The organism is Streptomyces sp. NPDC051776, from assembly GCF_040681345.1.
GTDB lineage: Bacteria > Actinomycetota > Actinomycetes > Streptomycetales > Streptomycetaceae > Streptomyces.
On the sequence record NZ_JBFAYQ010000026.1, the window covers coordinates 62,261 to 86,956 of the forward strand.

Here is a 24,696-nt window from a genome sequence, read left to right on the forward strand (position 1 = left end):
GCTGGACACGCTCTCCCGTTTCTTCGCTCACGCCGGTACGCGCACCGGTACGCAGCGTGGGTTCACACACCGGTGCGCCCCCCGGCTCCCTCCCCGTCTTTCCCTGGCCGGGTAGGGAGCCCGCACCCGAGCCCGCGCCGTGGGCACCCCGCGTTGTATCCGCGCCCCGCGCCCGTCCACCCCCGCACGCCCCGCGCCCTGTCCACCCCCGCACACCCGCGTCGTATCCACGCCCGCGCGCACCCTGCCTTCCGCACACCCTGCCCCCCGCTCACCCACCCGCGTCCACGCGCCGTCCCGCCGGCGCGCGCCCCCTGAATCCCACAACTCCCACCGGCCACGCACGCCCCTTCCTCTCCCGGCCGCCCGTCGCCAGTCCGTCACCTCCCGTCGTCTCTCAACGTCCGCCGCACGCGACCCGCTGTCATCCCACGCCAGTAGGGTGAGTGACATGGCCGACCCCAGCAGCTACCGACCCAAGCCGGGACAGATCCCCGACTCGCCGGGGGTCTACCGATTCCGCGACGCACACCGCCGCGTGATCTACGTCGGGAAGGCGAAGAGCCTCCGCCAGCGGCTCTCCTCCTACTTCCAGGACCTCGCCGGTCTGCACCCGCGCACCCGCACCATGGTCACCACCGCTGCCTCGGTCGAATGGACCGTCGTCTCGACCGAGGTCGAGGCGCTGCAGCTCGAGTACTCCTGGATCAAGGAGTTCGACCCGCGGTTCAACGTCAAGTACCGCGACGACAAGAGCTATCCGTCCCTCGCCGTGACCCTGGGCGAGGAGTTCCCCCGAGTCCAGGTGATGCGCGGGACCAAGCGCAAGGGCGTGCGCTACTTCGGCCCGTACGCCCACGCCTGGGCGATCCGCGAGACGGTCGACCTGATGCTGCGCGTCTTTCCCGTACGCACCTGCTCCGCGGGGGTGTTCAAGCGCTCGCACCAGATCGGCCGTCCCTGCCTCCTCGGCTACATCGGCAAGTGCTCCGCCCCCTGCGTCGGCCGGGTCAGCCCCGAGGAGCACCGTGAACTGGCCGAGGAGTTCTGCGACTTCATGGCCGGCCGCACCGGAACGTATCTGCGTCGCCTCGAGAAGCAGATGCACGAGGCGTCCGAGGAGATGGAGTACGAGAAGGCGGCCCGCCTCCGGGACGACATCGAGGCCCTGCGCCGTGCGATGGAGAAGAACGCCGTCGTGCTCGCCGACGCCACCGACGCCGACCTCATTGCGGTCGCCGAGGACGAACTCGAGGCCGCCGTCCAGATCTTCCACGTCCGCGGCGGCCGGGTGCGCGGTCAGCGCGGCTGGGTCACCGACAAGGTGGAGGCCGTCGACACGGCGGGGCTCGTCGAGCACGCCCTCCAGCAACTCTACGGCGAGGAGACCGGCGAAGGCGTTCCCCGCGAGGTGCTGGTCCCCGCGCTGCCCGACCCCGTGGAGCCCATCGCGCAGTGGCTCACCGAGCACCGCGGGGCAGGCGTCAGCCTGCGCATCCCGCAGCGCGGCGACAAGAAGGACCTCATGGCGACGGTGCAGCGCAACGCCCAACAGGCGCTCGCGCTGCACAAGACCAGGCGCGCCTCGGACCTCACCACCCGCTCCCGCGCGCTGGAGGAGATCGCCGAGGCCCTGGAGCTGGACTCGGCGCCCCTGCGCATCGAGTGCTACGACATCTCCCACCTCCAGGGTCAGGACGTCGTGGGCTCCATGGTCGTCTTCGAGGACGGCCTCGCCCGCAAGAGCGAGTACCGGCGGTTCCAGATCAAGGGACGAGTCGGGGACGAGCAGGTCTGGCACGGCGAGGGCCAGGACGACGTACGGTCCATGCACGAGGTCATCAGCCGGCGGTTCCGCCGTTACCTGCTGGAAAAGCAAAAGACGGGCGAGTGGGACGAGGAGCCGGGCGGTGAGGTCGGCGCGGATGACGAGGGCGTGCCCGGCGGGCCCGTCGACCCCGAGACCGGCAAGCCGCGCCGGTTCGCCTACCCTCCGCAGCTCGTGGTCGTCGACGGCGGCAAGCCGCAGGTCATGGCGGCGCAGCGGGCCCTGGACGAGCTGGGCATCGACGATGTGGCCGTCTGCGGTCTCGCCAAGCGGCTCGAGGAGGTCTGGCTGCCGGAGCAGGACGACCCGGTCGTGCTGCCGCGCACCAGCGAAGGGCTCTACCTCCTGCAGAGGATCCGGGACGAGGCGCACCGGTTCGCCATCGCCTACCAGCGCGGCAAGCGCGGGAAGCGGATGAAGGCCGGACCGCTGAACTCCGTCCCGGGGCTGGGCGAGTCCCGCCGCCAGGCGCTGCTCAAGCACTTCGGATCGCTGAAGCGCCTTCGCGCGGCGACCGTCGAGGAGATCTGCGAAGTGCCCGGCTTCGGGCGGAAGACGGCGCTGACGATCGTGGCCGCCCTGGCCGGGGCGGCGCCCGGCGCGCCCGCGGTGAACACCGCGACAGGAGAGATCATTGAGGATGAGGAGGCGGACGGGATCGCGTCCCGCGCATCCTCATCCTCATCCGAACAGGGGCAGGACAGATGACCGGCATCGACGGAGACGGAGCACAGGTGAGTACGGGTACGACGGCCGAGGGCGGCGGCGCCGATGCGGCGGCCATCCCCGAGCTGGTGATCATCTCCGGCATGTCCGGCGCGGGCCGCAGCACCGCCGCCAAGTGCCTGGAGGACCTGGGCTGGTTCGTCGTCGACAATCTGCCGCCCGCCCTCATCCCGACCATGGTGGACCTCGGGGCCCGCTCCCAGGGCAATGTCGCCCGGATCGCTGTCGTCGTGGACGTCCGCGGCCGCCGCTTCTTCGACAACCTCCGCGAATCCCTGGCCGCCCTGGACGCCAAGAGCGTCAAACGCCGGGTGATCTTCCTCGAGGCGTCGGACGAGGCCCTGGTCCGCCGCTTCGAATCCGTACGCCGTCCGCACCCCCTCCAGGGCTCCGGCCGCATCGTCGACGGTATCGCCGCCGAGCGCGAACTCCTGCGCGAGCTGCGCGGCGACGCCGACATCGTGATCGATACCTCCAGCCTCAACGTCCACGAGCTGCGGGCCAAGCTGGACGCCCAGTTCGCGGGTGAGGAGGAGCCGGAGCTGCGCGCCACGGTGATGTCGTTCGGCTACAAGTACGGCCTGCCCGTGGACGCCGACCTCGTCGTCGACTGCCGCTTCCTCCCCAACCCGCACTGGGTCCCGGAGCTGCGGCCCTTCACGGGCCTGAGTGCCGAGGTCGCCGCCTATGTGTTCAACCAGCCCGGTGCCAAGGAGTTCCTGGACCGCTATGCCGAGCTGCTCCAGCTCATCGCCACCGGCTACCGGCGCGAGGGCAAGCGGTACGTGACCATCGCCGTGGGCTGTACCGGCGGCAAGCACCGCAGCGTCGCCATGTCGGAGAAGCTCGCCGCCCGCCTCGCCGCCGAAGGCGTGGAGACCGTCGTCGTCCACCGCGACATGGGGCGCGAGTGACGCCCGGCAGGCCCTCGCGGCTGGGCCGCGTACGGCGGCTGGTTCCCGAGCGCAGGGCGGACGGAACCAGCCGCGGCCCGGCCCGCACCCCCGCCCGGACGTTCCGCAAGCGCGGCGCGCAGCCCAAGGTCGTCGCGCTCGGCGGCGGCCATGGCCTGTCCGCCTCGCTCGCCGCACTGCGTCGTATCACCGGCGATCTGACCGCCGTCGTCACCGTCGCCGACGACGGCGGCTCGAGCGGCCGGCTCCGCGACGAGCTGGGTGTGCTGCCGCCGGGCGATCTGCGCAAGGCGCTGGCCGCGCTGTGCGGCGACGACGAGTGGGGCCAGACCTGGGCCCGGGTCATCCAGCACCGCTTCGCGAGCGAGGGCGATCTGCACGGACACGCCGTCGGCAATCTGCTGATCGTCGCCCTCTGGGAGCAACTCGGCGACCACGTCCGGGCACTGGAGTGGGTGGGCAGGCTGCTCGGTGCGCACGGCAGGGTGCTGCCCATGTCCGCGGTCCCGCTGGAGCTGCAGGCGCTCGTCCGGGGCCACGACCCGAAGTTCCCCGACGAGGTCACGACCGTACGGGGCCAGGCCACGGTGGCGCTCACCCGCGGCGAGGTCCAGTCCGTCCACCTGGTGCCGAACGATCCGCCCGCCGTGCCCGAGGCCGTCGAGGCGGTCCTCGACGCCGACTGGGTGATCCTCGGCCCCGGCTCCTGGTTCTCGTCCGTGATCCCTCACCTTCTGGTGCCGCAGCTCCTCGACGCCCTCACCGAGACGAAGGCCCGGCGCGTACTGTCGCTGAACCTCGCGCCGCAGCCCGGCGAAACCGCGGGCTTCTCCCCGCAGCGTCATTTGGAGGTTTTGGCCCGACACGCCCCTAAACTCGCCTTCGACGTGGTGCTGGCCGACGAGGCCGCCGTCCCCGACCGGGACAGCCTGATCGACGCCGCTGAGCGGCTGGGCGGGACGGTCGAGCTGGCTCCGGTGGCCTCGGCCCAGAGCGTCTCCCGGGCCGGTGGCTCCGGGGGAAGCTCTCCGAGGCACGATCCGGAGCTGCTGGCGGCCGCGTACGACCGTATTTTTCGGATGCATGGAAGGATCGGCCCATGGCGATGACGGCAGCGGTGAAGGATGAAATCTCCCGGCTCCCCGTCACCCGTACCTGCTGCCGGAAGTCGGAGGTTTCGTCGGTCCTGCGCTTCGCGGGCGGACTGCACCTGGTCAGCGGCAGGATCGTGATCGAGGCCGAACTGGACACGGGCATCGCGGCCCGTCGGCTGCGCAAGGACATCCTCGAGATCTTCGGGCACGCATCCGACCTCGTGGTGATGGCTCCCGGCGGACTGCGCCGCGGCAGCCGCTACGTGGTGCGGGTCGTGGCCGGAGGGGACCAACTGGCCCGGCAGACCGGCCTGGTGGACGGACGCGGCCGGCCGATCCGCGGCCTGCCGCCGCAGGTGGTCTCCGGCGCCACGTGCGACGCCGAAGCGGCCTGGCGCGGCGCCTTCCTCGCGCACGGTTCCCTCACCGAGCCCGGTCGGTCCTCCTCACTGGAGGTCACCTGCCCTGGTCCTGAGGCCGCGCTGGCGCTGGTCGGCGCGGCACGGCGGCTCGGCATCGCCGCGAAGGCCCGCGAAGTGCGCGGCGTGGACCGGGTGGTCGTACGGGACGGGGACGCGATCGGCGCACTGCTGACCCGCCTCGGTGCGCACGAGTCCGTACTGGCGTGGGAGGAGCGGCGGATGCGCCGCGAGGTGCGCGCCACGGCCAACCGCCTGGCCAACTTCGACGACGCCAACCTGCGCCGCTCGGCGCGTGCGGCCGTCGCCGCCGGGGCCCGGGTGCAGCGGGCGCTGGAGATTCTCGGCGAGGACGTGCCGGAGCACTTGGCGGCCGCGGGACGGCTGCGCATGGAGCACAAGCAGGCGTCGCTGGAGGAGTTGGGGGCGCTCGCCGACCCGCCGCTCACCAAGGACGCCGTGGCGGGCCGTATCCGCCGCCTGCTCGCCATGGCGGACAAGCGCGCCCAGGACCTCGGAATCCCGGGCACGGAATCGAACCTCACGGAGGAGATGGCCGACGGCATGGTCGGCTGACGCAACCTCACTTCACGGGCCGGGGACGACCGCAGTCGTCCCCGGCCCGTTCGATGTCCGTTTTGACGTCCGTGGTCGGGACCGTGGTACCGCGCTATTGACATGATCATGTGGCATCACGAGTCTGTCGTCCGCTCACACGCACACAAACGTGGCGGACAACAGCAAGGGGGGCTCATGAGACGCAGAGCGAGACCGATCCTCGCCGCGGTTTCACTGCTGCTCGGCGGACTGGCGGCGGCACCCGCCGCCCAGGCGGACCCGGGCACGGGCGGCGGCGACCGGCTGACCGCATGGACGGCCGAGGTCACCAAGGTAGACATCCCGCTCCTCCTCGAGGCCGGCGCCGACGGCCACGAACTGGGCGAACGGGCACGGGACAAGGGCACCACCGAGGTCGAACTCTTCCTCACCGGCAAGCAGGCGAAGAAGCTCAGGAGCAAGGGGGTCGACCTCACCGAGCGCGCCCTCTCCGAGCGGACCGAGAAGCGTCTCGCGGCCGCGGGCGACGGGGTCTTCCGCCCGTACAGCGGCGACGACGGCATCCAGAGGGAGATCCTCCGGACCGCGCGGGAGCATCCCTCCCTCACCAAGGTCGTCAGCATCGGCAAGACGCTGAAGGGCCAGGACATCCTCGCGCTGAAGGTCAGCAAAGGGGCCGACCGCATCCGGGACGGCGCCAAGCCGGCCGTGCTGTACGCCTCCAACCAGCACGCCCGTGAGTGGATCACCCCGGAGATGACCCGGCGGCTGATGCACCACTACCTCGACGGCTACGGCGAGGACCGTCGCCTCACCCGGATCGTGGACTCCACCGAACTCTGGTTCGTCATCTCCGCGAACCCCGACGGCTACGACTTCACCTTCAGCCCCGGCAACCGGCTGTGGCGCAAGAACCTGCGCGACAACAACGGCGACGGGAGGATCACGCCCGGCGACGGCGTCGACCTCAACCGCAACTTCGCCTACAAGTGGGGCTACGACAACGAGGGTTCCTCGCCCGACCCCGCCGACGAGACCTTCCGCGGCACCGCACCCATGTCCGAGCCCGAGACCAAGGCGCTCGACCGCTTCGAGAAGCGCATCGGCTTCGAGTACGGCATCAACTACCACTCCGCCGCCGAACTGCTCCTCTACGGCGTCGGCTGGCAGGTCGCCACCCCGACCCCGGACGACGTCCTCTACAAGGCCCTGGCCGGCACCCCCGAGAACTCCGCGATACCCGGCTACCGCCCCCAGGTCTCTTCCGAGCTCTACACCACCAACGGCGAGGCCGACGGCCACGCCGCCAACGTCAACGGGATGATGATGTTCACCCCGGAGATGTCGACCTGTGCCACCGCCTCCCGTATCGACCCGAACGACGCCTGGAACCCGGCCGACTGTGAGTCCGGCTTCAACTTCCCCGACGACGAGAAGCTGATCCAGCAGGAGTTCGCCAAGAACGTTCCCTTCGCGCTCGCCGTCGCCGAGACCGCCGCGCACCCGGACCGGCCCTCCTCCCCGGTCGGTATCGACGCCCCGGACTTCACTCCCGACACCTTCACCACCTCTTACGCGCGCGGAGCCGATCAGGAGGTCTCCGTCACCGTACGCAGGAGCGTGCGCGACAAGAAACTCAACTACCGCATCGACGGCGGCCGTACGCACACCGATCGCCTCACGGCCTGGCAGGGCGGCCAGACCTACGGCGGCGAGGACAACATCCGCTTCGACCAGTACCGCGCCACGGTGGAGAACGCCGCCCCGGGCGAGAAGGTCCGGGTCTGGTTCACCGGCCGGACCGCGAGCGGCAAGCGCACGGCGAGCGAGCCGTTCACGTACACCGTCGCCGAACGGCCCCGCGCCGACACCCTGGTGATCGCCGAGGAGGGCGGCACCGGTCACGCACGCCACACCGCCGCGTACACCCAAGCGCTGGCGGCGAACCACCACAGGGCCGTGGTCTGGGACGTCGCCACGCAGGGCACGCCGCACGCGCTCGGTGTCCTCGGCCACTTCCGCACCGTCCTCTGGTACACCGGCGCGTCCGAGCCCGGTGGTGCGACCCTCCTCGCGGTACGCGACTACCTCAACGAAGGCGGCAAACTCATCAACGCCGGTGAGAAGGCGGGCGGCAGCTCGCGCGTCGGCCGGGCCGCCACCGATGACTTCAGCCAGTACTACCTGGGCTCCGGAGGCCGGATCGCGCTGAAGAGCCCGCCGGACTTCGCGGGCACCGGGAAGCTCGGCGGTACGAAGGCCGGACTCGGTGACGCTGCGGGCAATCCGCTGGACGCCGCGGGCGCGTACACCGTCATATCCGACGAACTGCCGCCGGAGGATTTCCCGCAGTTCCGCAGCGCGGCGGCGGGCGACTACCCGGGCGTCCGCACCCCGTTCCAGCCGTACGAGGGCGAGTGGTTCGCCGCGGCGGAGCACGCCGACAACTCCTGGATGAGGCTGTCCCGCACCGTCGACCTGACCGGCACCCAGGCATCGGCGAAGCCGGGCCTCGCGTTCATGCTCAGCTACGACACCGAGGGCGACTACGACAACGTGGTCGTGGAGGCCCACACGGTGGGCGAGGGCGATTGGACCACGCTGCCCGACACCCGCGGCGGCACCGCGACCGACGTCCCCGCCGAGTGCTCCGTGGGCTTCTACGTCCGCACGCACCCGTTCCTGAAGCACTACCTCACCGTGGGTGACGACGGCTGCGCCGCCGAGGGCACCACCGGACGCTGGAACCGCTTCACAGGTGCCTCCGACGGCTGGCAGCCCGTGGCCTTCGACCTCAGCGCCTACGCCGGGAAGAAGGTCGAGTTGTCGGTCTCGTACATCAGCGACCCCGGTACCGGCGGTCGTGGTGTGTTCGTCGACGAAACCCGTCTCGTCACGGGTGGTGACGCACAAGGCGACGGAGGGTTCGAGACGGACCTCGGCCCCTGGTCCGTGCCCGGCCCGCCCGCGGACAGTCCCGCGGCCGGCGCCGACTGGGCGCGTTCGCAGGAGCTGTTCCACTCCTCGGCCGCCGTGACGACCCGCGACACCGTGCTCCTCGGGTTCGGTCTCGAGCACGTACAAGAGAGGAAGGCGCGTTCCGACCTGGTGAAGGCCGCGCTGCACGCGCTGCGGCGCTGACCACGGAATCCCGGGCCGTGTCCCCGGCCGCCCGATGTCACCCCGCGCCTCCGGGAGGGGTAGGGTCGTGGGTGGTCGGGGACTTCCCATACAGCTCGCCGGAGTGCACACCGGCGTACCAACGAGGAGATCGGTTCGTGACGATCCGCGTAGGAATCAACGGCTTTGGCCGTATCGGCCGCAACTACTTCCGGGCGCTCCTGGAGCAGGGTGCGGACATCGAGATCGTCGGTGTCAACGACCTGACCGACAACGCCACCTTGGTCCACCTGCTCAAGTACGACTCCATCCTGGGTCGGCTCCAGCACGAGGTCAGCCACACCGAGGACACCATCACGGTGGGTAACCAGACCTTCAAGACGATGGCGGAGCGTGACCCCGCGCAGCTCCCGTGGGGCGAGCTCGGTGCCGACATCGTGATCGAGTCCACCGGCATCTTCACCAAGCGCGACGACGCCGCGAAGCACCTCGCGGCAGGGGCGAAGAAGGTCCTCATCTCCGCGCCCGCCAAGGACGAGGACATCACCGTCGTCATGGGCGTCAACCACGACAAGTACGACGCCGCCCAGCACCACGTGATCTCCAACGCCTCCTGCACCACCAACTGTGTGGCGCCGATGGCCAAGGTCCTCGACGAGAGCTTCGGCATCGTCAAGGGCATGATGACGACGGTCCACGCCTACACCAACGACCAGCGCATCCTGGACTTCCCGCACAAGGACCTGCGCCGCGCCCGTGCCGCCGCGGAGAACATCATTCCGACCTCCACCGGTGCCGCGAAGGCGACCGCGCTGGTCCTCCCGCAGCTGAAGGGCAAGCTGGACGGCATCGCGATGCGCGTCCCGGTCCCGACCGGCTCGGTCACCGACCTCGTCCTCGAACTCGACCGCGAGGTCACCAAGGACGAGATCAACTCCGCGTTCCAGAAGGCCGCCGAGGGCCAGCTCAAGGGCATCCTGGAGTACACCGAGGACCCGATCGTCTCCTCGGACATCGTCAACTGGCCGGCCTCCTGCACCTTCGACTCGCAGCTCACGATGGTCCAGGGCAAGCAGGTCAAGGTCGTCGGCTGGTACGACAACGAGTGGGGGTACTCCAACCGCCTGGTTGATCTCACCACTTTCGTCGGCGGCAAGCTCTGATCGCTGCCCACGGCACCGAGATGTAAGGGACAGGGCTCGAATGACGCGAGGACGCGTCGTCCGGGCCCTGTCCTGTTTGAGAGAAGACGACACGGAGTCTCCATGAAGACGATCGACGACCTTCGGGTCAGCGGCAAGCGGGTGTTCGTCCGCGCCGACCTGAACGTGCCGCTGGACGGCACCACCATCACCGACGACGGCCGCATCCGCGCCGTCCTGCCGACCATCACCAAGCTCGCCGACGCGGGCGCCAAGGTGATCATCGCCTCCCACCTGGGCCGTCCCAAGGGCGCACCGGACCCGCAGTTCTCGCTCGCGCCCGCCGCCAAGCGCCTGGCCGAACTCCTCGGCAAAGGCGTCGCGTTCGCCACCGACACCGTCGGTGAGTCGGCCCGCTCGACCGTCGCCGGACTGGCCGGCGGCCAGGTCGCGCTGCTGGAGAACCTGCGCTTCAACCCCGGGGAGACAGCCAAGGACGACGCCGAGCGCGGTGCCTTCGCCGACGATCTCGCCGCCCTGGCCGATGTGTACGTGGGTGACGGCTTCGGCGCCGTGCACCGCAAGCACGCCTCGGTCTACGACCTCCCGGCCCGTCTGCCGCACGCCGCGGGGCTCCTCATCGCCGCCGAGGTGGCGGTACTGAAGCGGCTCACCGAGGAGGTCAAGCGGCCGTACGCGGTGGTTCTCGGGGGGGCCAAGGTCTCCGACAAGCTCGGGGTCATCGACCACCTGCTGGAGAAGGCCGACCGCATCCTCATCGGCGGCGGCATGGCGTACACCTTCCTCAAGGCCCAGGGCCACGAGGTCGGCAAGTCCCTCCTCCAGGAGGACCAGGTCCCGGCGGTTCAGGAATATTTGCGGCGGGCCGAGGAGCGGGGCGTGGAATTCGTGCTCCCCGTCGACGTCCTGGCCGCGGGCGAGTTCCCGGACCTCAAGACCAAGGCTCCGGCGAACCCCACGATCGTGCCCGCGGACGCCATCCCGGCCGACCAGGAGGGTCTGGACATCGGCCCCGAGTCACGCAAGCTGTACGCCGGCAAGCTCGCCGACGCCGCGACGGTCTTCTGGAACGGCCCGATGGGCGTCTTCGAGCACCCCGACTACGCCGACGGCACCCGGGCCATCGCCCAGGCTCTCATCGACAGCCCGGCCTTCACCGTCGTCGGCGGTGGCGACTCGGCCGCCGCGGTGCGCATCCTGGGCTTCGACGAGAAGGCCTTCGGCCACATTTCGACCGGCGGCGGCGCGAGCCTCGAGTACCTCGAGGGCAAGACGCTCCCCGGCCTCGCCGCACTGGAGGACTGACCCTCCCGTGATGCGCGACGCGCGCGCGGCCGCAGGGCCGCAGTCCCACACGAATCCCGCACCTCTGCGCCGCGCGGGCGGAGACCGGGGCACCTCCCGGACGACAGCTCCGGAAAAGAATTCAGAAGGAGGGGCATGAGCACCCGCACCCCGCTGATGGCCGGCAACTGGAAGATGAACCTCAACCACCTCGAGGCCATCGCGCACGTCCAGAAGCTCGCTTTCGCCCTGAGCGACAAGGACTACGAAGCCGTCGACGTGGCCGTCCTGCCGCCCTGCACCGACCTGAGGTCGGTGCAGACCCTGGTCGACGGCGACAAGCTGAAGATCGCCTATGGTGCGCAGGACCTGTCCGCGCACGACTCCGGTGCGTACACCGGCGAAATCTCCGGCCCGATGCTGTCCAAGCTGAAGTGCACCTACGTCGTCGTCGGTCACTCGGAGCGGCGGCAGTACCACGGCGAGGACGAGGAGATCGTCAACGCCAAGGTGAAGGCTGCGTTCCGTAATGACCTGACTCCGATCCTGTGCATCGGCGAGGGCCTCGATGTCCGCAAGGCGGGCAACCACGTCGCGCACACCCTCGCGCAGCTCGACGGCGCCCTCAAGGACGTCCCGGCCGAGCAGGCGGCGACGATCGTGATCGCCTACGAGCCGGTCTGGGCGATCGGCACCGGGGAGGTCGCGACGCCCGAGGACGCGCAGGAGGTCTGCGCGGCCATCCGCGGCCGTCTGGCCGAGCTCTACAGCCAGGACGTGGCCGATGCGGTCCGGATCCAGTACGGCGGCTCGGTGAAGTCCGGGAACGTGGCGGCGATCATGGCGCAGCCGGATGTGGACGGCGCTCTGGTCGGCGGGGCCTCGCTGGACGCCGACGAGTTCGTCAAGATCGTCCGGTTCCGCGACCAATAGGCTGACCAGCGAGTAGGCCACAGGGCCTCCTCCGTCGTACCCTGTCGGGGGTCGGGTCGCGAGGACCGCGTCAGGTCCCTGCCCGGCCCCCGGCTCCGCCGCCGCACAGTCCCGAAGCCGAGTCCGAAGTCAAGCCCGAGATTTCCGAGAGAGTGGGTCCAGCCGTGACTGTTGGGTTCTCCATCGCCTTGATCGTCTTCAGCCTGCTGCTGATGCTGCTGGTGCTGATGCACAAGGGGAAGGGCGGCGGTCTCTCCGACATGTTCGGCGGCGGCATGCAGTCCTCCGTCGGTGGATCGTCGGTTGCCGAGCGCAACCTCGACCGCATCACCGTTGTGGTCGGTTTGCTCTGGTTTGCGTGCATCATCGCCCTCGGTGTGCTGATGAAGGTGGGCAGCTGACCTCAGTCGTACGGACCACGCGCTCCGGCAAACGCGGCATATCATGAGGTCGGCGTTCCGGGGGGACTTCCCGGGGGCGGGTGTAACTCCTGTCACTGGACGCGCGTTGAGCCTTACGTAGACTGGGGCGCCTCGGGCAGCGGAGCTGCCGACAGAAGCTTTGCGGCACCATGACGCAGGGAGATACGACCGTGGCAAGTGGCAACGCGATCCGTGGAAGCCGGGTCGGAGCGGGGCCGATGGGTGAGGCCGAGCGAGGCGAGTCCGCGCCGCGTCTCCGCATCTCCTTCTGGTGCTCGAACGGGCACGAGACGCAGCCCAGCTTCGCCAGTGACGCGCAGATTCCCGACACATGGGACTGCCCCCGGTGCGGCTTCCCCGCCGGCAAGGACCAGGAGAACCCGCCGGACCCGCCGCGCACCGAGCCGTACAAGACGCACCTCGCCTACGTACGGGAGCGGCGCAGCGACGCCGACGGCGAAGCGATCCTCGCCGAGGCGCTCGCCAAGCTCCGCGGCGAGATCTGACCACCCGGTCCGGCTCCGCGGCACCCACCGCGGCACAGGCGTACGGCCCGGCCCGGCAGCCACTTCAGGGTTGCCGGGCCGGGCCGTTTCCTGCGCGGCGACGCTCGTACGGCGCCGCGTCCCCGGCGTTCGGCGCCACGTCCCCGGCGCGGCGGCCCACGTGCCCTCCCTCCGCATCTCGCCGAGCGTCATCGATTAGGTTGGGGCGGGCAGCGGGGGCTACGCACGAGAAGAAGTGGGCTGATGTCGGAGATGAACGCAGAAGGCCGTACCAGGCTCGACCGGATGCCCGAGTGGACCGCGCTCGCCGGGCACCGGGAACGGCAGGGGGAGGTGTCGCTGCGTCAGCTCTTCGCGGCCGAGCCGGACCGCGGCGAGCGCTACTCCCTCCGTGTTGGGGACCTGTATCTGGACTACTCCAAGCATCTGGTGACGGCCGAGACCTGGACGCTGCTGCGGGAGCTGGCGGCGGCGACCGGTGTGGCCGAACTGCGGGACGCCATGTTCCGCGGCGAGAAGATCAACTTCACCGAGAACCGTGCCGTGCTGCACACCGCCTTGCGCGCCCCGCGCGACGCGGTCGTCGAGGTCGACGGCGAGAACGTCGTTCCCCAGGTGCACGCCGTACTCGACAGGATGGCGAGCTTCGCCGAAGCCGTCCGGTCGGGCAAGTGGGTCGGCTCGACGGGCGTACGCATCCGCAATGTCGTCAACATCGGTATCGGCGGCTCGGATCTGGGCCCGGCGATGGCCTACGAGGCCCTGCGGCCCTTCACCGACCGCTCCCTGACGTTCCGTTTCGTCTCCAACGTCGACGGCGCGGATCTGCACGAGGCGGTACGGGACCTGGACCCGGCCGAAACGCTGTTCATCGTCGCCTCGAAGACCTTCACCACCATCGAGACGGTCACCAACGCGACGTCCGCCCGCTCCTGGCTCCTGGACGGTCTGCAGGCCGAGGGCGGGCCGAAGGCCGGGGACGAGTCCGCGGTGCCCTTCCACTTCGTCGCGCTCTCCACGAACGCCGCCGAGGTGCAGAAGTTCGGCATCGACACGGAGAACATGTTCCAGTTCTGGGACTGGGTCGGCGGCCGCTACTCCTTCGACTCGGCCATCGGACTGTCGCTGATGATCGCCATCGGCCCGGAGCGCTTCCGTGAACTGCTCGACGGGTTCCACCTGATCGACGATCATTTCCGCACCGCGCCCCCCGAGGCCAACGCCCCCCTGCTGATGGGCCTGCTGGGCATCTGGTACCGCGGCTTCCACGACGCGCAGTCGCACGCCGTCCTCCCGTACAGCCACTACATGTCGAAGTTCACCGCGTATCTCCAGCAGCTCGACATGGAGTCCAACGGCAAGTCCGTGGACCGTGAGGGCCGTCCGGTGGACTGGCAGACCGGGCCGGTCGTCTGGGGCACCCCTGGTACCAACGGCCAGCACGCCTACTACCAGTTGCTGCACCAGGGGACCGAGCTCATCCCGGCCGACCTCATCGGCTTCGCCCGGCCGGTCAAGGAGCTGATGGCCGAACTCGCCGCCCAGCACGACCTGTTGATGGCCAACCTGTTTGCCCAGGGGCAGGCGTTCGCGTTCGGCAAGACCGCCGAGGAGGTCCGCGCGGAGGGCGTCGCCGAGGAGCTGGTGCCGCACCGCACCTTCCCCGGCAACCGTCCCACGACCACCATCCTGGCGAAGGAGCTCAGCCCGTCCGTGGTGGGCCAGCTCATCGCGCTGTACGAGCACAAGGTCTTCGTGCAGGGCGCGGTGTGGAACATCAACTCGTTCGACCAGTGGGGTGTCGAACTCGGCAAGGTGCTGGCCAAGCGGATCGAACCTGTGCTCACCGAGGGCACGGGTGCCGACTCCCTGGACAGCTCGACGGCAGCGCTCGTGGGCACCTACCGCGCTCTGCGCGGCCGTTAGGGGCCGCTGGGGCCGCGCGCCCGCACCCCCCCACGCGAAACGGCCCCCGCACCGGTGTGCGGGGGCCCTCCCGTGGAACCTTCAGCGCCTCACGGCGAGGCCGGCGGGTAGAGCCCGCGCGGCAGTTGCGACGCCGCGGCCGAATCCAGCAGCCACAGCGTGCGCCTGCGCCCGTGGGCCCCGGCAGCCGGAGCCTGCACCTCACCCGGACCCGACAGGGCGATCGCGGCCGCCCTCGCCTTGTCCTCGCCTGCGGCGAGCAGCCACACCTCGTTGGCCGACCGGATCGCCGGAAGCGTGAGCGAGATCCGGACTGGCGGCGGCTTGGGCGCCCCCCGTACGCCGACGACGGTGCGCTCGGTCTCCCGTACCGCCGGCATCTCGGGGAACAGAGACGCCACGTGCGTGTCCGGGCCGACCCCCAGAAGGAGCACGTCGAAATGCGGTACGGGCGCGTGGTTCTCGGGCCGTGCCGCGGTGGCGAGTTCGGTGGCGTACCCCTCCGCCGCCGCCTCAACGTCGGCCCCGTACGGTCCGTCGGAGGGCGGCATCGGATGCACCCGCTTCGGGTCGAGAGGAACCGCGTCGAGCAGCGCCTCCCGCGCCTGGGTCACATTGCGGTCGGGGTGGCCATCGGGCAGGAAGCGCTCGTCGCCCCACCACAGGTCCAGGCGCGACCAGTCCACGGCGTCGCGGGCCGGGGAACCGGCGAGCGCCGCCAGCAGGCCGTTGCCGTTCCGGCCGCCGGTGAGCACCACGGACGCGGAGCCGCGCGCGGACTGCGCATCCACGATCCTGGTGAGCAGCCGGGCCGCCGCGGCTTTCGCCATCAGATCCTTGTCCCGGTGGACGACGACCTGCGGAGTGCTCACGAGGCCTTCGCCTTCCTGGCCGTGGCCCCGGACTTGCGCGCCCCGGCGGGCCGTTCGGCCCCACGAGTGGTTCCGGTCGTCCCGTCGCCCGGACGAGCGGACCCGGTCGTCCCGTCGCCCGCGTCCGCCGGCGGCGCCTCCGCACCGGCTTCCACGACCTTCCGGCCCTTCCTGGTCTCCCCGAACCTGACCGTGTCCGCGTACATCTCGTCCGGGTCCAGCCGCCGCAGCTCCTCCGCGATCAGCTCTGAGGTGTCCCGGCGGTGCAGGGCCACATGCCGGTCCGGCTGGCCGGGCATCGCCAACTCGGCCATCGGGCCGTCGGCGCGGTCCAGGCAGATCGGCCCGTCGGCTGTCTCCAGCCGTACGGCCGTCACTCCCGGGCTCTCCGACATCTCGCGTTCCACCGGCACACCGAGCCGGTGGCAGAGCCAGAGCGCGAGGAGCTCGTTGCTGGCGTTGAACGACTCGCCCTCGACCACGGCGGAGGTGATCGTCGAGTGCCGCTGGTCCAGCGCGGCCGCCAGCACACTCCGCCACGGTGTGATCCGCGTCCATGCCAGGTCCGTGTCGCCGGGGCTGTACGTACGGGCGCGCAGCGCGAGCGTGGCGACCGGCTCCTCGGTGGCCGCCGCATCCGTGATACGCCGCTGCGCGAGCTGCCCGAGCAGGTCCTCGGCGGGGTGCTCGGGCGCGTCGTCCGGCCACCACACGACTACAGGGGCGTCCGGAAGCAGCAGGGGCAGGACGACGGAGTGGGCGTGGTTGGCGAGTTCGCCGTGCAGCCGCAGCAGCACCGTCTCACCCGTACCGGTCTCACCGCCGACCCGCACCTCCGCGTCCAGGCGTGCCGCCGTACGGTCGCGCTGCGAGCGCCCCGGCCGCTTGATGACGACGAGGATGCGGGACGGGTGCTCCCGGGACGCGTCGCTCGCGGCCTTCAGGGCGTCGTAGTGATTCCCCTCGTCGGTGACGATGACGAGGGTCAGCACCATGCCGATGGCCGGGGATCCTATGGCCCGGCGCGCCTTGACCAGCGAGGCGTTGATCTGGCTGGAGTTGGTCTCCGTGAGATCGATCTTCATGGCCTGCGCCAGGACCTTCCGTCGCGTGCGAGCATCTCGTCGGCCGCCTTCGGCCCCCAGGTGCCGGAGGTGTACTGCTCCGGCCTGCCGTTCTTCTCCCAGTGCTCCTCGACGGGGTCCAGGATGCGCCAGGATTCCTCGACCTCCTGGTGGCGGGGGAAGAGGTTCGCGTCGCCGAGGAGCACATCGAGCAGCAGCCGCTCGTACGCCTCCGGGCTGGACTCGGTGAAGGACTCGCCGTATGCGAAGTCCATCGTCACGTCACGGATCTCCATGGAGGTGCCCGGCACCTTGGAGCCGAATCTGATGGTGATCCCCTCGTCCGGCTGCACCCTGATGACCAGGGCGTTCTCGCCCAGCTCCTGGGTGTCGGAGGTGTTGAAGGGGGAGTGCGGGGCGCGCTGGAAGACCACCGCGATCTCCGTGACCCGCCGGCCGAGACGCTTGCCCGTCCGCAGATAGAACGGGACGCCCGCCCAGCGGCGGTTGTCGATCTCCAGCTTGAGCGCGGCATAGGTGTCGGTGCGCGAATCGGGGCTGATGCCCTCTTCCTCGAGGTAGCCGGCCACCTCCACGCCGCCCTGCCAGCCGTGGGCGTACTGCCCGCGCACGGTGTGCTCGTCCAGGTCCCGGGGCAGCTTGACCGCCTTGAGGACCTTCAACTTCTCGGTGACCAGCGCGTGGGCCTCGAACGAGGACGGCTCCTCCATGGCGGTCAGCGCCAGGAGCTGGAGCAGGTGGTTCTGGATCACGTCACGGGCGGCACCGATGCCGTCGTAGTAGCCCGCGCGGCCGCCGATGCCGATGTCCTCGGCCATCGTGACCTGCACATGGTCGACGTAACTGCGGTTCCATACAGGCTCGAACATCGTGTTGGCGAAGCGCAGCGCCAGGATGTTCTGGACCGTCTCCTTGCCCAGGTAGTGGTCGATCCGGAAGACGTCGGACGGCCGGAAGACCTCGTGGACGACCTGGTTGAGCTCCTGGGCGCTCTTCAGGTCGTGACCGAAGGGCTTCTCGATGACGGCACGCCGCCAGGAGTCGCCGGGCCCCTCGGAGAGGCCGTGGGCCTTGAGCTGCCGGACGACGGTGGGGAAGAACCTCGGCGGGACGGACAGGTAGAAGGCGAAATTGCCGCCCGTACCGCGCGCCTTGTCCAGCTCGTCTATGGTCGTCCGCAGCCGCTCGAAGGCCGCGTCGTCGGAGAACTGGCCGGGCACGAAGCGGAAGCCCTCGGCCAACTGCTGCCAGACGTCCTCGCGGAACGGGGTCCTGGCGTGCTCCTTGACCGCGTCGTGCACGACCTTCGCGAAGTCCTCGTCCGCCCAGTCGCGGCGGGCGAAGCCGACCAGGGAGAAGCCCGGCGGCAGCAACCCGCGATTGGCCAGGTCGTAGACCGCGGGCATCAGCTTCTTGCGGGACAGATCGCCCGTGACCCCGAAGATGACCAGGCCGGACGGCCCCGCGATCCGCGGGAGCCGCCGGTCCTTCGGGTCGCGCAGCGGGTTGCCGCTGGTCAATTCAGGCCTCCGGGGGAGCGAGGCGCGCGAGCTCCGCCTCGGTGGACTTCAACAGGTCGTTCCAGGACACGGCGAACTTCTCGACCCCTTCGTCCTCGAGAAGCTGGACGACCTCGTCGTAGTCGATGCCCAGCTTCGCCAGCGCCTCGATGTCGGCCCTGGCCTGGTCGTAGGTGCCGCGCACCGTGTCGCCCCGGATCTCGCCGTGGTCGGCGACCCCGTCGAGGGTGGCCTCCGGCATGGTGTTCACGGTGCCGGGGGCGACCAGGTCCTCGACGTAGAGAGTGTCCTTGTACGCCTTGTCCTTCACGCCGGTGGAGGCCCACAGCGGGCGCTGCCGGTTGGCGCCGGACTTCTCCAGGGCCTCCCAGCGCGCGGAGGAGAAGACCTCCTCGTAGGCCTCGTAGGCGAGCCGGGCATTGGCGACGGCGGCCTTGCCGCGCAGCTCCGTGGCCTCCGGGGTGCCCTGGGCGTCCAGCCGCCTGTCGACCTCGGTGTCCACGCGGGAGACGAAGAACGACGCCACCGACTCGATCCCGGAGATGTCGAGGCCGGCGGCGGCGGCCTTCTCCAGGCCGGAGAGGTAGGCGTCCATGACCTGGCGGTACCGCTCCAGGGAGAAGATCAGCGTGACATTGACGCTGATGCCCTTGGAAATGGTCTCGGTGATCGCCGGGAGCCCGGCCTTGGTCGCCGGGATCTTGATGAAGGTGTTCGGGCGGTCGACCAGCCAGGCCAGCTGCTTGGCCTCCGCGACGGTGGCCCGGGTGTTGTGCGCCAGGCGCGGATCGACCTCGATGGAGACCCGGCCGTCGCGCCCGCCGGTCGCGTCGAAGACCGGACGCAACACGTCGGCGGCGTCCCGGACGTCGGCCGTCGTGATCATGCGCAGGGCTTCCTCGACGGTGAGCCTGCGGGCCGCGAGATCGGCGATCTGCTGCTCGTAGCCGTCGCCGCCGCCGGAGATCGCCTTCTGGAAGATCGTCGGGTTCGTGGTCACACCGACCACATGCTGCTGGTCGATCAGCTCCGCGAGGTTGCCGGTCGTGATGCGCTGGCGCGACAGGTCGTCCAGCCAGATCGCCACGCCTTCGTCGGAGAGGCGCTTGAGTGCGTCTGCCATGAGAAATGCATCTCCTACTTGTCGTATACGAGCGTCAGCGACCGGAGGCGGTCAGAGATTCCCGGGCCGCCGCTTCCACGGCGTCCGCGGTGAGACCGAACTCGCGGAACAGCACCTTGTAGTCGGCGGAGGCGCCGAAGTGCTCCAGGGAGACGATCCGCCCGGCCTGGCCGACGTAGCGGTGCCAGGTCAGCCCGGTCCCTGCCTCGACGGCGACGCGCGCCGTGACGGACGGAGGAAGCACGCTGTCGCGGTACCCCTGGTCCTGCTCCTCGAACCACTCGACGGACGGCATCGAGACGACCCGCGTCGGGACGCCCGTGGCCTGCAGCTTCTCGCGCGCCTTGACCGCGAGCTGCACTTCGGACCCGGTGGCGATGAGGATCACCTCGGCGGGGCCGCCGTCGGACTCCTGCATCACGTAACCGCCCTTCGCGGCGTCCTCGTTGAACTCGTACGTCGGCACGTTCTGCCGGGTCAGGGCCAGGCCGTGCGGGGCGGGCCTGGCAGTGTGCCGGCGCATGATCTCGCGCCAGGCGATGGCCGTCTCGTTGGCGTCCGCGGGGCGGACCATGTTCAGGCCCGGGATGGCGCGCAGCGCGGCCAGGTGCTCCACGGGCTGGTGTGTCGGGCCGTCCTCGCCCAGACCGATGGAGTCGTGCGTCCACACGTAGGTGACGGGCAGCTCCATCAGCGCGGCCAGGCGCACCGCGGGTCGCATGTAGTCGGAGAAGACCAGGAACGTGCCGCCGTAGATGCGGGTGTTGCCGTGCAGCGCGACGCCGTTCATGGTCGAGCCCATGGCGTGCTCGCGGATGCCGAAGTGCACGGTCCTGCCGTACGGGCTGGCCTCCGGCAGCGGGTTGTCCGCGGGCAGGAAGGACGACGAGGCGTCGATGGTGGTGTTGTTGGACCCCGCTAGGTCGGCGGAGCCACCCCACAGCTCGGGGATCACACCGCCCAGCGCCTTCAGCACCTCGCCCGACGCCTTGCGGGTGGCGACGTCCTTGCCGGCCTCGAAGACCGGAACCTTGTGCTCCCAGCCCTCGGGCAGCTCGCCCGCGGCGATGCGGTCGAACTCGGCCGCGCGCTGCGGGTTGGCGGCACGCCAGTCCTGGAACTGCTTGTCCCAGGCGGCCCGGACGTCCGCGCCGCGGTCGACCGCCGCCCGGACGTGTGCGATGACCTCTTCGTCGACCTGGAAGGCCTGCTCCGGGTCGAAGCCGAGCACGCGCTTGGTGGCCGCGACCTCCTCGGCGCCCAGCGCAGAGCCGTGGGCGGCCTCGGTGTTCTGCGCGTTCGGGGCCGGCCAGGCGATGATCGTGCGGGCCGCGATCATCGAGGGGCGCTCGGTCTCGGCCTGCGCCGCCGTCAGCGCCGCGTACAGCGCCTGGACGTCGAAGTCGCCGGACGGGTCCTGCTCGATGCGCTGCACGTGCCAGCCGTACGCCTCGTAGCGCTGCAGCACGTCCTCGGAGAGCGCGGTGGCGGTGTCGCCCTCGATGGAGATGTGGTTGTCGTCGTAGAGGGCGACGATGTTGCCGAGCTTCTGATGGCCGGCCAGCGAGCTCGCCTCGGCCGAGACGCCCTCCTCCAGGTCGCCGTCGGAGACGATGGCCCAGATGGTGTGGTCGAACGGAGAGGCGCCGCGGGGGGCGTCCGGGTCGAACAGGCCGCGCTCGTAGCGTGCGGCCATCGCCATGCCCACCGCGTTGGCGATGCCCTGCCCGAGCGGACCCGTGGTGGTCTCCACACCGACCGTGTGCCCGAACTCCGGGTGCCCCGGGGTCTTGCTGCCCCAGGTGCGGAACGCCTTGAGGTCGTCGAGCTCGAGACCGTAACCGGCCATGTAGAGCTGGATGTAGAGGGTCAGGCTGCTGTGGCCCGGGGAGAGGACGAACCGGTCGCGGCCCGTCCACTTCGGGTCCGACGGGTCGTGCCGCATCAGCTTCTGGAAGAGCATGTAGGCGGCGGGAGCGAGGCTCATGGCCGTGCCCGGGTGGCCGTTACCGACCTTCTGCACGGAATCCATGGCCAGGACGCGAACCGTATCGACGGCCCGCCGGTCCAGTTCGGTCCACTCGAGGTCTGTTGTGGTCGGCTTCGTGCTCACCCTGAGTCAGGGCTCCTCTCCACATGTCAATGCCGGTGACGCTCTGCACACCGGACGCTGTCGAGCCTACCCTTGGCCACTCTCCGTGCCGTTCGGGGCGCCGGGGCGCCGCACGGGCGCGGGAAGGCGCACGGCAGCGGCCCGGCCAACACGACCGACCCCCGCGGCGAACGGGGGTATCCGCTACGTCTAGAGTGGCGTGGTACGCGCAAGTGACAACCGGCCTCACGGTCCGGTGCTTGCTGGTCTGTGCCCGCGGCGCAAGCCGTTGAGGTCGCTTTACAGGGGTGTGCGTGACGGCCGTCGATTCCCGTCCTGCGGGTGGGGGCATCCCCGGTGCCCGTGGGGCCATGGGGGAGCTCGCGGAAGTTCCCGGTCACCGGCCGTTCGGGGCCCGTGTCATGGGCTTCGTCGCCCTGACCAAGCCCCGCATCATCGAACTGCTCCTGATCACCACGGTTCCGGTGATGTTCCTCGCCGAGCAGGGCGTCCCGGATCTGTGGCTGGTGATCGCCACCTGCATCGGGGGCTACCTCTCCGCGGGCGGCGCGAACGCACTCAACATGTACATCGACCGCGACATCGACGCGCTCATGGACCGCACTTCCCAGCGCCCGCTGGTGACCGGCATGGTCTCGCCGCGGGAGGGCCTGGTCTTCGGCATCACGCTCGCCGTGGTCTCCACTCTGTGGTTCGGCCTGTTCGTCAACTGGCTGTCGGCGGCGCTCGCTCTCGGGGCCCTGCTTTTCTACGTCGTCGTCTACACGTTGTGGCTCAAGCGTCGTACCGCGCAGAACATCGTGTGGGGCGGCATCGCCGGCTGCATGCCCGTCTTCATCGGCTGGTCCGCGGTGACCGGCTCGGTGTCCTGGGCCGGGCTGGTCCTCTTCCTCGTCATCTTCTTCTGGACGCCGCCGCACTACTGGCCGCTCTCCATGAAGGTCAAGGAGGACTACGCGCGCGTGGGCGTGCCCATGCTCCCCGTCGTCGCCTCCAACCTCGTGGTCGCCCGCCAGATCGTGATCTACAGCTGGGTCATGGTCGCCGTCTCCCTGGCCCTCTGGCCGCTCGGTTACGTGGGCTGGTTCTACCCCGTGGTCGCGCTCCTGGCCGGTGCCTGGTGGCTGCGGGAGGCCCACGCGCTGCGCACCCGCGCCAAGGCCGGGATCACGGGAGCGAAGCTCAAAGAGATGCGGCTCTTCCACTGGTCCATCACCTACGTGTCGATCCTGTTCGTGGCCATCGCGGTCGACCCTTTCCTGCGCTAGTCGGAGACGTCCCGCCGCTTGCCCCCCCGGCCCGTCCCCCGGTCCTCGGATGTTTTCGAGGCGTGCCCTCTCTCAACGCAGTACTGGCGAGTAGCATTCAGTCATGGCAGAGAAGGCAGAGAAGGCAGAGACGCAGGACCGGGTGGACGGGGGCGCACGCGACGCCCGCGCCGAGCGCAGGGCCGCCCGTCTGGCCAAGCAGATACAGCGGTTCGCCCGAGGCCACGGCGGCAGCGCCGAGGGCTCGCTCGAGTACATCGGGCAGAAGGGCACCCGTATCGTCCTGGTCGCTGAGGACGGCATCTGGGGCGACCTCGTCGCCGCCGATCACGCGACCGCACAGCGCGCCGCCGAGATGGCGGGCATCACGCTCCACGACTCCTTCGGCGGGGACCTGGCGGCCAAGGTCCGCACCGGCCCGTACGAGTGGTCCCGCATGGCAGGCATCCAGGTCGGGGGACCGAGCAACACCTGAGGCGCCGCCCGCCCGTTAGACGGTACGACGGTACCGACGACAGGGGCGGGCGCTGTGATCGAATTGCCACTGCTGGTGGACCAGCACTGCCATGGCGTGTTCCGGACGGAGCTGGGGCTGGGCACCTTCGAAGCGTGCCTGAGCCGGTCGGCCTCGCCCGCCGCCCCGGGCACCACCTTCTTCGACACACAGACCGGTTTCGCCGTACGCCGCTGGTGCCCGCCGCTGCTCGGGCTGGAGCCGCACTGCCCGCCGACGACGTATCTGGCGCGCCGTCGCGAACTGGGCGTGCTGGAGGCCGGGCGGCGGCTGCTGCGCTCGACCGGTATCGGCACGTACCTGGTGGACACCGGCCCGGCGGGCGACCTCACGCACCCCGCCGAACTGGCCGCCGCCGGCGACGCCGCGGCCCACGAGGTGGTGCGCCTCGAGCTGCTCGCCGAGCAGGTCGCCGATACCTCGGGCACTGCCGACGGCTTCATGGCCAACCTCGCCGAGGCGGTGCACGGCGCGGCCCAGTCGGCCGTCGCCTTCACCTCCGTCGCGGGATGCCGCCACGGACTCGCGCTCGCCCCCGAGCCGCCGGGCCCCGCCGAGGTGTCCCGCGCCGCCGGCGCGTGGCTCGCGGGCCGGCGGCGAGAACGGAGCGCGGTGGGCGCGCCGCGGGTGCTCGCCCGCCCGGACGCCGCGGCGACGGACACCTTGAGGGACGGCGGAAGCCTCACCGACCCGGTGCTCCTGCGCCATCTGCTCTGGACGGCGGTGGCGACGGGACTGCCGCTCCAACTCCACGGCGGGACGGGCGAGATGGGGATGTGCTCCTGCCGTACGGACCCGGCTGCGTTCACAGCGTTCGTCGGGGCCACGGCTGGGCTCGGCACGGATCTCGTGCTGCTGCACGAGTACCCGTACCACCGCCGGGCGGCCCGCCTGGCGGACGCCTTCCCGCATGTGTACGCCGATCTCGGCCCCGCGCTCTCCCGCTCGGGGCCCCGTGCGCGGACCGTCCTCGCCGAGGCTCTCGAGCTGGCGCCCTTCGGGAAACTGCTCTTCTCCACAGGCGGGCTCGGTTTGCCTGAGCTGCACGTGGTCGGCGCCCGGCTCTTCGATGAGGCGCTGCGGACGTTGCTGTCCGAGTGGGTGGCCGGGGGCGTGTGGTCGCGGAGCGATGCTCAGCGGGTCGCCGGGATGATCGCCGCGGGAAACGCCCGCAGGGTGTACGGACTGCCGGACCCGGCGCAGGGCTCGTACGGCTCGGACGGTGCGGGGCGGGGGTATGGCTCGGACGGTGCGGGGCGGGGGTATGGCTCGGACGGTGCGGGGCGGGGGTATGGCTCGGACGGTGCG

Annotated in this window: 19 protein-coding genes; 14 read left to right on the forward strand and 5 right to left on the reverse strand. The window is 70.4% G+C overall.

All coding sequences use genetic code 11. From position 1 onward, the window contains the following. Positions 1–451: 451 nt before the first annotated feature. The 11 genes from uvrC (at position 452) to pgi (ending at position 14,893) form a co-directional block, all read left to right on the forward strand. Positions 452–2,536 carry an excinuclease ABC subunit UvrC gene (gene uvrC / locus AB0M26_RS20405; RefSeq protein WP_365263045.1) on the forward strand — a complete coding sequence of 695 codons (2,085 nt, stop codon included), beginning with the start codon at positions 452–454 and terminating at the stop codon, positions 2,534–2,536. Continuing rightward, complete coding sequence (rapZ, locus tag AB0M26_RS20410) at positions 2,533–3,468, forward strand: RNase adapter RapZ (RefSeq protein WP_365263048.1); 936 nt, start codon at positions 2,533–2,535, stop codon at positions 3,466–3,468. Before uvrC ends, rapZ begins: the two co-directional genes overlap by 4 nt. Beyond that, on the forward strand, positions 3,465–4,577 hold the full coding sequence (gene yvcK / locus AB0M26_RS20415) for a uridine diphosphate-N-acetylglucosamine-binding protein YvcK (protein ID WP_365263050.1): 1,113 nt from the start codon (positions 3,465–3,467) through the stop codon (positions 4,575–4,577). Before rapZ ends, yvcK begins: the two co-directional genes overlap by 4 nt. Beyond that, complete coding sequence (gene whiA, locus AB0M26_RS20420; RefSeq protein WP_365263053.1) at positions 4,568–5,557, forward strand: DNA-binding protein WhiA; 990 nt, start codon at positions 4,568–4,570, stop codon at positions 5,555–5,557. Before yvcK ends, whiA begins: the two co-directional genes overlap by 10 nt. A gap of 177 nt (positions 5,558–5,734) precedes the next feature. Further along, positions 5,735–8,680, forward strand: coding sequence for a M14 family zinc carboxypeptidase (locus AB0M26_RS20425; protein ID WP_365263056.1), 2,946 nt, complete (start codon positions 5,735–5,737; stop codon positions 8,678–8,680). A 137-nt stretch (positions 8,681–8,817) separates the two neighbouring features. Next, positions 8,818–9,822: a type I glyceraldehyde-3-phosphate dehydrogenase gene (gene gap, locus AB0M26_RS20430; protein WP_365263058.1), complete on the forward strand. Its 1,005-nt coding sequence runs from the start codon at positions 8,818–8,820 to the stop codon at positions 9,820–9,822. Positions 9,823–9,924: 102 nt separating this feature from the next. Further along, complete coding sequence (locus AB0M26_RS20435; protein WP_365263061.1) at positions 9,925–11,127, forward strand: phosphoglycerate kinase; 1,203 nt, start codon at positions 9,925–9,927, stop codon at positions 11,125–11,127. Positions 11,128–11,262: 135 nt separating this feature from the next. Continuing rightward, complete coding sequence (gene tpiA, locus AB0M26_RS20440) at positions 11,263–12,039, forward strand: triose-phosphate isomerase (protein ID WP_365263064.1); 777 nt, start codon at positions 11,263–11,265, stop codon at positions 12,037–12,039. A gap of 164 nt (positions 12,040–12,203) precedes the next feature. Next, positions 12,204–12,440 carry a preprotein translocase subunit SecG gene (gene secG, locus AB0M26_RS20445; protein ID WP_365263067.1) on the forward strand — a complete coding sequence of 79 codons (237 nt, stop codon included), beginning with the start codon at positions 12,204–12,206 and terminating at the stop codon, positions 12,438–12,440. 239 nt (positions 12,441–12,679) lie between these two features. Then, positions 12,680–12,967 carry an RNA polymerase-binding protein RbpA gene (locus tag AB0M26_RS20450; protein WP_365263152.1) on the forward strand — a complete coding sequence of 96 codons (288 nt, stop codon included), beginning with the start codon at positions 12,680–12,682 and terminating at the stop codon, positions 12,965–12,967. A 252-nt stretch (positions 12,968–13,219) separates the two neighbouring features. Beyond that, positions 13,220–14,893 carry a glucose-6-phosphate isomerase gene (gene pgi, locus AB0M26_RS20455; RefSeq protein WP_365263155.1) on the forward strand — a complete coding sequence of 558 codons (1,674 nt, stop codon included), beginning with the start codon at positions 13,220–13,222 and terminating at the stop codon, positions 14,891–14,893. Positions 14,894–14,982: 89 nt separating this feature from the next. Here pgi and pgl read toward each other — a convergent pair whose 3' ends face one another. Genes pgl through tkt form a run of 5 tightly spaced genes read right to left on the reverse strand, consistent with a single transcriptional unit; the run spans position 14,983 to position 21,606 of the window. After that, the gene (gene pgl / locus AB0M26_RS20460) at positions 14,983–15,765 is read right to left on the reverse strand and encodes a 6-phosphogluconolactonase (protein WP_365263070.1); all 783 of its coding nucleotides are present in this window, start codon (positions 15,763–15,765) and stop codon (positions 14,983–14,985) included. Next, entirely contained in the window at positions 15,762–16,850 is a 1,089-nt protein-coding gene (gene opcA / locus AB0M26_RS20465; protein WP_365263073.1) for a glucose-6-phosphate dehydrogenase assembly protein OpcA, read from the reverse strand. Before opcA ends, pgl begins: the two co-directional genes overlap by 4 nt. Then, a complete protein-coding gene (gene zwf / locus AB0M26_RS20470; RefSeq protein ID WP_365263076.1) occupies positions 16,847–18,370 on the reverse strand; it encodes a glucose-6-phosphate dehydrogenase in 1,524 nt (507 codons plus the stop codon). Before zwf ends, opcA begins: the two co-directional genes overlap by 4 nt. A gap of 1 nt (position 18,371) precedes the next feature. Then, on the reverse strand, positions 18,372–19,493 hold the full coding sequence (gene tal, locus AB0M26_RS20475) for a transaldolase (RefSeq protein ID WP_365263079.1): 1,122 nt from the start codon (positions 19,491–19,493) through the stop codon (positions 18,372–18,374). Between the two features lie 34 nt (positions 19,494–19,527). After that, complete coding sequence (tkt, locus tag AB0M26_RS20480; protein WP_365263082.1) at positions 19,528–21,606, reverse strand: transketolase; 2,079 nt, start codon at positions 21,604–21,606, stop codon at positions 19,528–19,530. Positions 21,607–21,893: 287 nt separating this feature from the next. Here tkt and AB0M26_RS20485 point away from each other — a divergent pair, with 287 nt between their 5' ends. The 3 genes from AB0M26_RS20485 to AB0M26_RS20495 all read left to right on the forward strand — a co-directional run. Beyond that, positions 21,894–22,874: a heme o synthase gene (locus AB0M26_RS20485; RefSeq protein ID WP_365263084.1), complete on the forward strand. Its 981-nt coding sequence runs from the start codon at positions 21,894–21,896 to the stop codon at positions 22,872–22,874. A gap of 103 nt (positions 22,875–22,977) precedes the next feature. Beyond that, entirely contained in the window at positions 22,978–23,349 is a 372-nt protein-coding gene (locus AB0M26_RS20490) for a hypothetical protein (protein ID WP_365263087.1), read from the forward strand. Between the two features lie 54 nt (positions 23,350–23,403). Further along, a partial coding sequence (locus AB0M26_RS20495) for an amidohydrolase family protein (protein WP_365263090.1) occupies positions 23,404–24,696 on the forward strand: 1,293 nt, incomplete at its 3' end.

What these genes read in the sequence shown, in the direction of transcription:
- uvrC (WP_365263045.1), top strand. Translation starts at nt 452, where the DNA reads ATGGCCGACCCCAGCAGCTACCGACCCAAGCCGGGACAGATCCCCGAC.
- rapZ (WP_365263048.1), top strand. Translation starts at nt 2,533, where the DNA reads ATGACCGGCATCGACGGAGACGGAGCACAGGTGAGTACGGGTACGACG.
- whiA (WP_365263053.1), top strand. Translation starts at nt 4,568, where the DNA reads ATGGCGATGACGGCAGCGGTGAAGGATGAAATCTCCCGGCTCCCCGTC.
- AB0M26_RS20425 (WP_365263056.1), top strand. Translation starts at nt 5,735, where the DNA reads ATGAGACGCAGAGCGAGACCGATCCTCGCCGCGGTTTCACTGCTGCTC.
- AB0M26_RS20435 (WP_365263061.1), top strand. Translation starts at nt 9,925, where the DNA reads ATGAAGACGATCGACGACCTTCGGGTCAGCGGCAAGCGGGTGTTCGTC.
- tpiA (WP_365263064.1), top strand. Translation starts at nt 11,263, where the DNA reads ATGAGCACCCGCACCCCGCTGATGGCCGGCAACTGGAAGATGAACCTC.
- AB0M26_RS20450 (WP_365263152.1), top strand. Translation starts at nt 12,680, where the DNA reads ATGGGTGAGGCCGAGCGAGGCGAGTCCGCGCCGCGTCTCCGCATCTCC.
- pgi (WP_365263155.1), top strand. Translation starts at nt 13,220, where the DNA reads ATGAACGCAGAAGGCCGTACCAGGCTCGACCGGATGCCCGAGTGGACC.
- opcA (WP_365263073.1), bottom strand. Translation starts at nt 16,850, where the DNA reads ATGAAGATCGATCTCACGGAGACCAACTCCAGCCAGATCAACGCCTCG.
- tal (WP_365263079.1), bottom strand. Translation starts at nt 19,493, where the DNA reads ATGGCAGACGCACTCAAGCGCCTCTCCGACGAAGGCGTGGCGATCTGG.
- AB0M26_RS20490 (WP_365263087.1), top strand. Translation starts at nt 22,978, where the DNA reads ATGGCAGAGAAGGCAGAGAAGGCAGAGACGCAGGACCGGGTGGACGGG.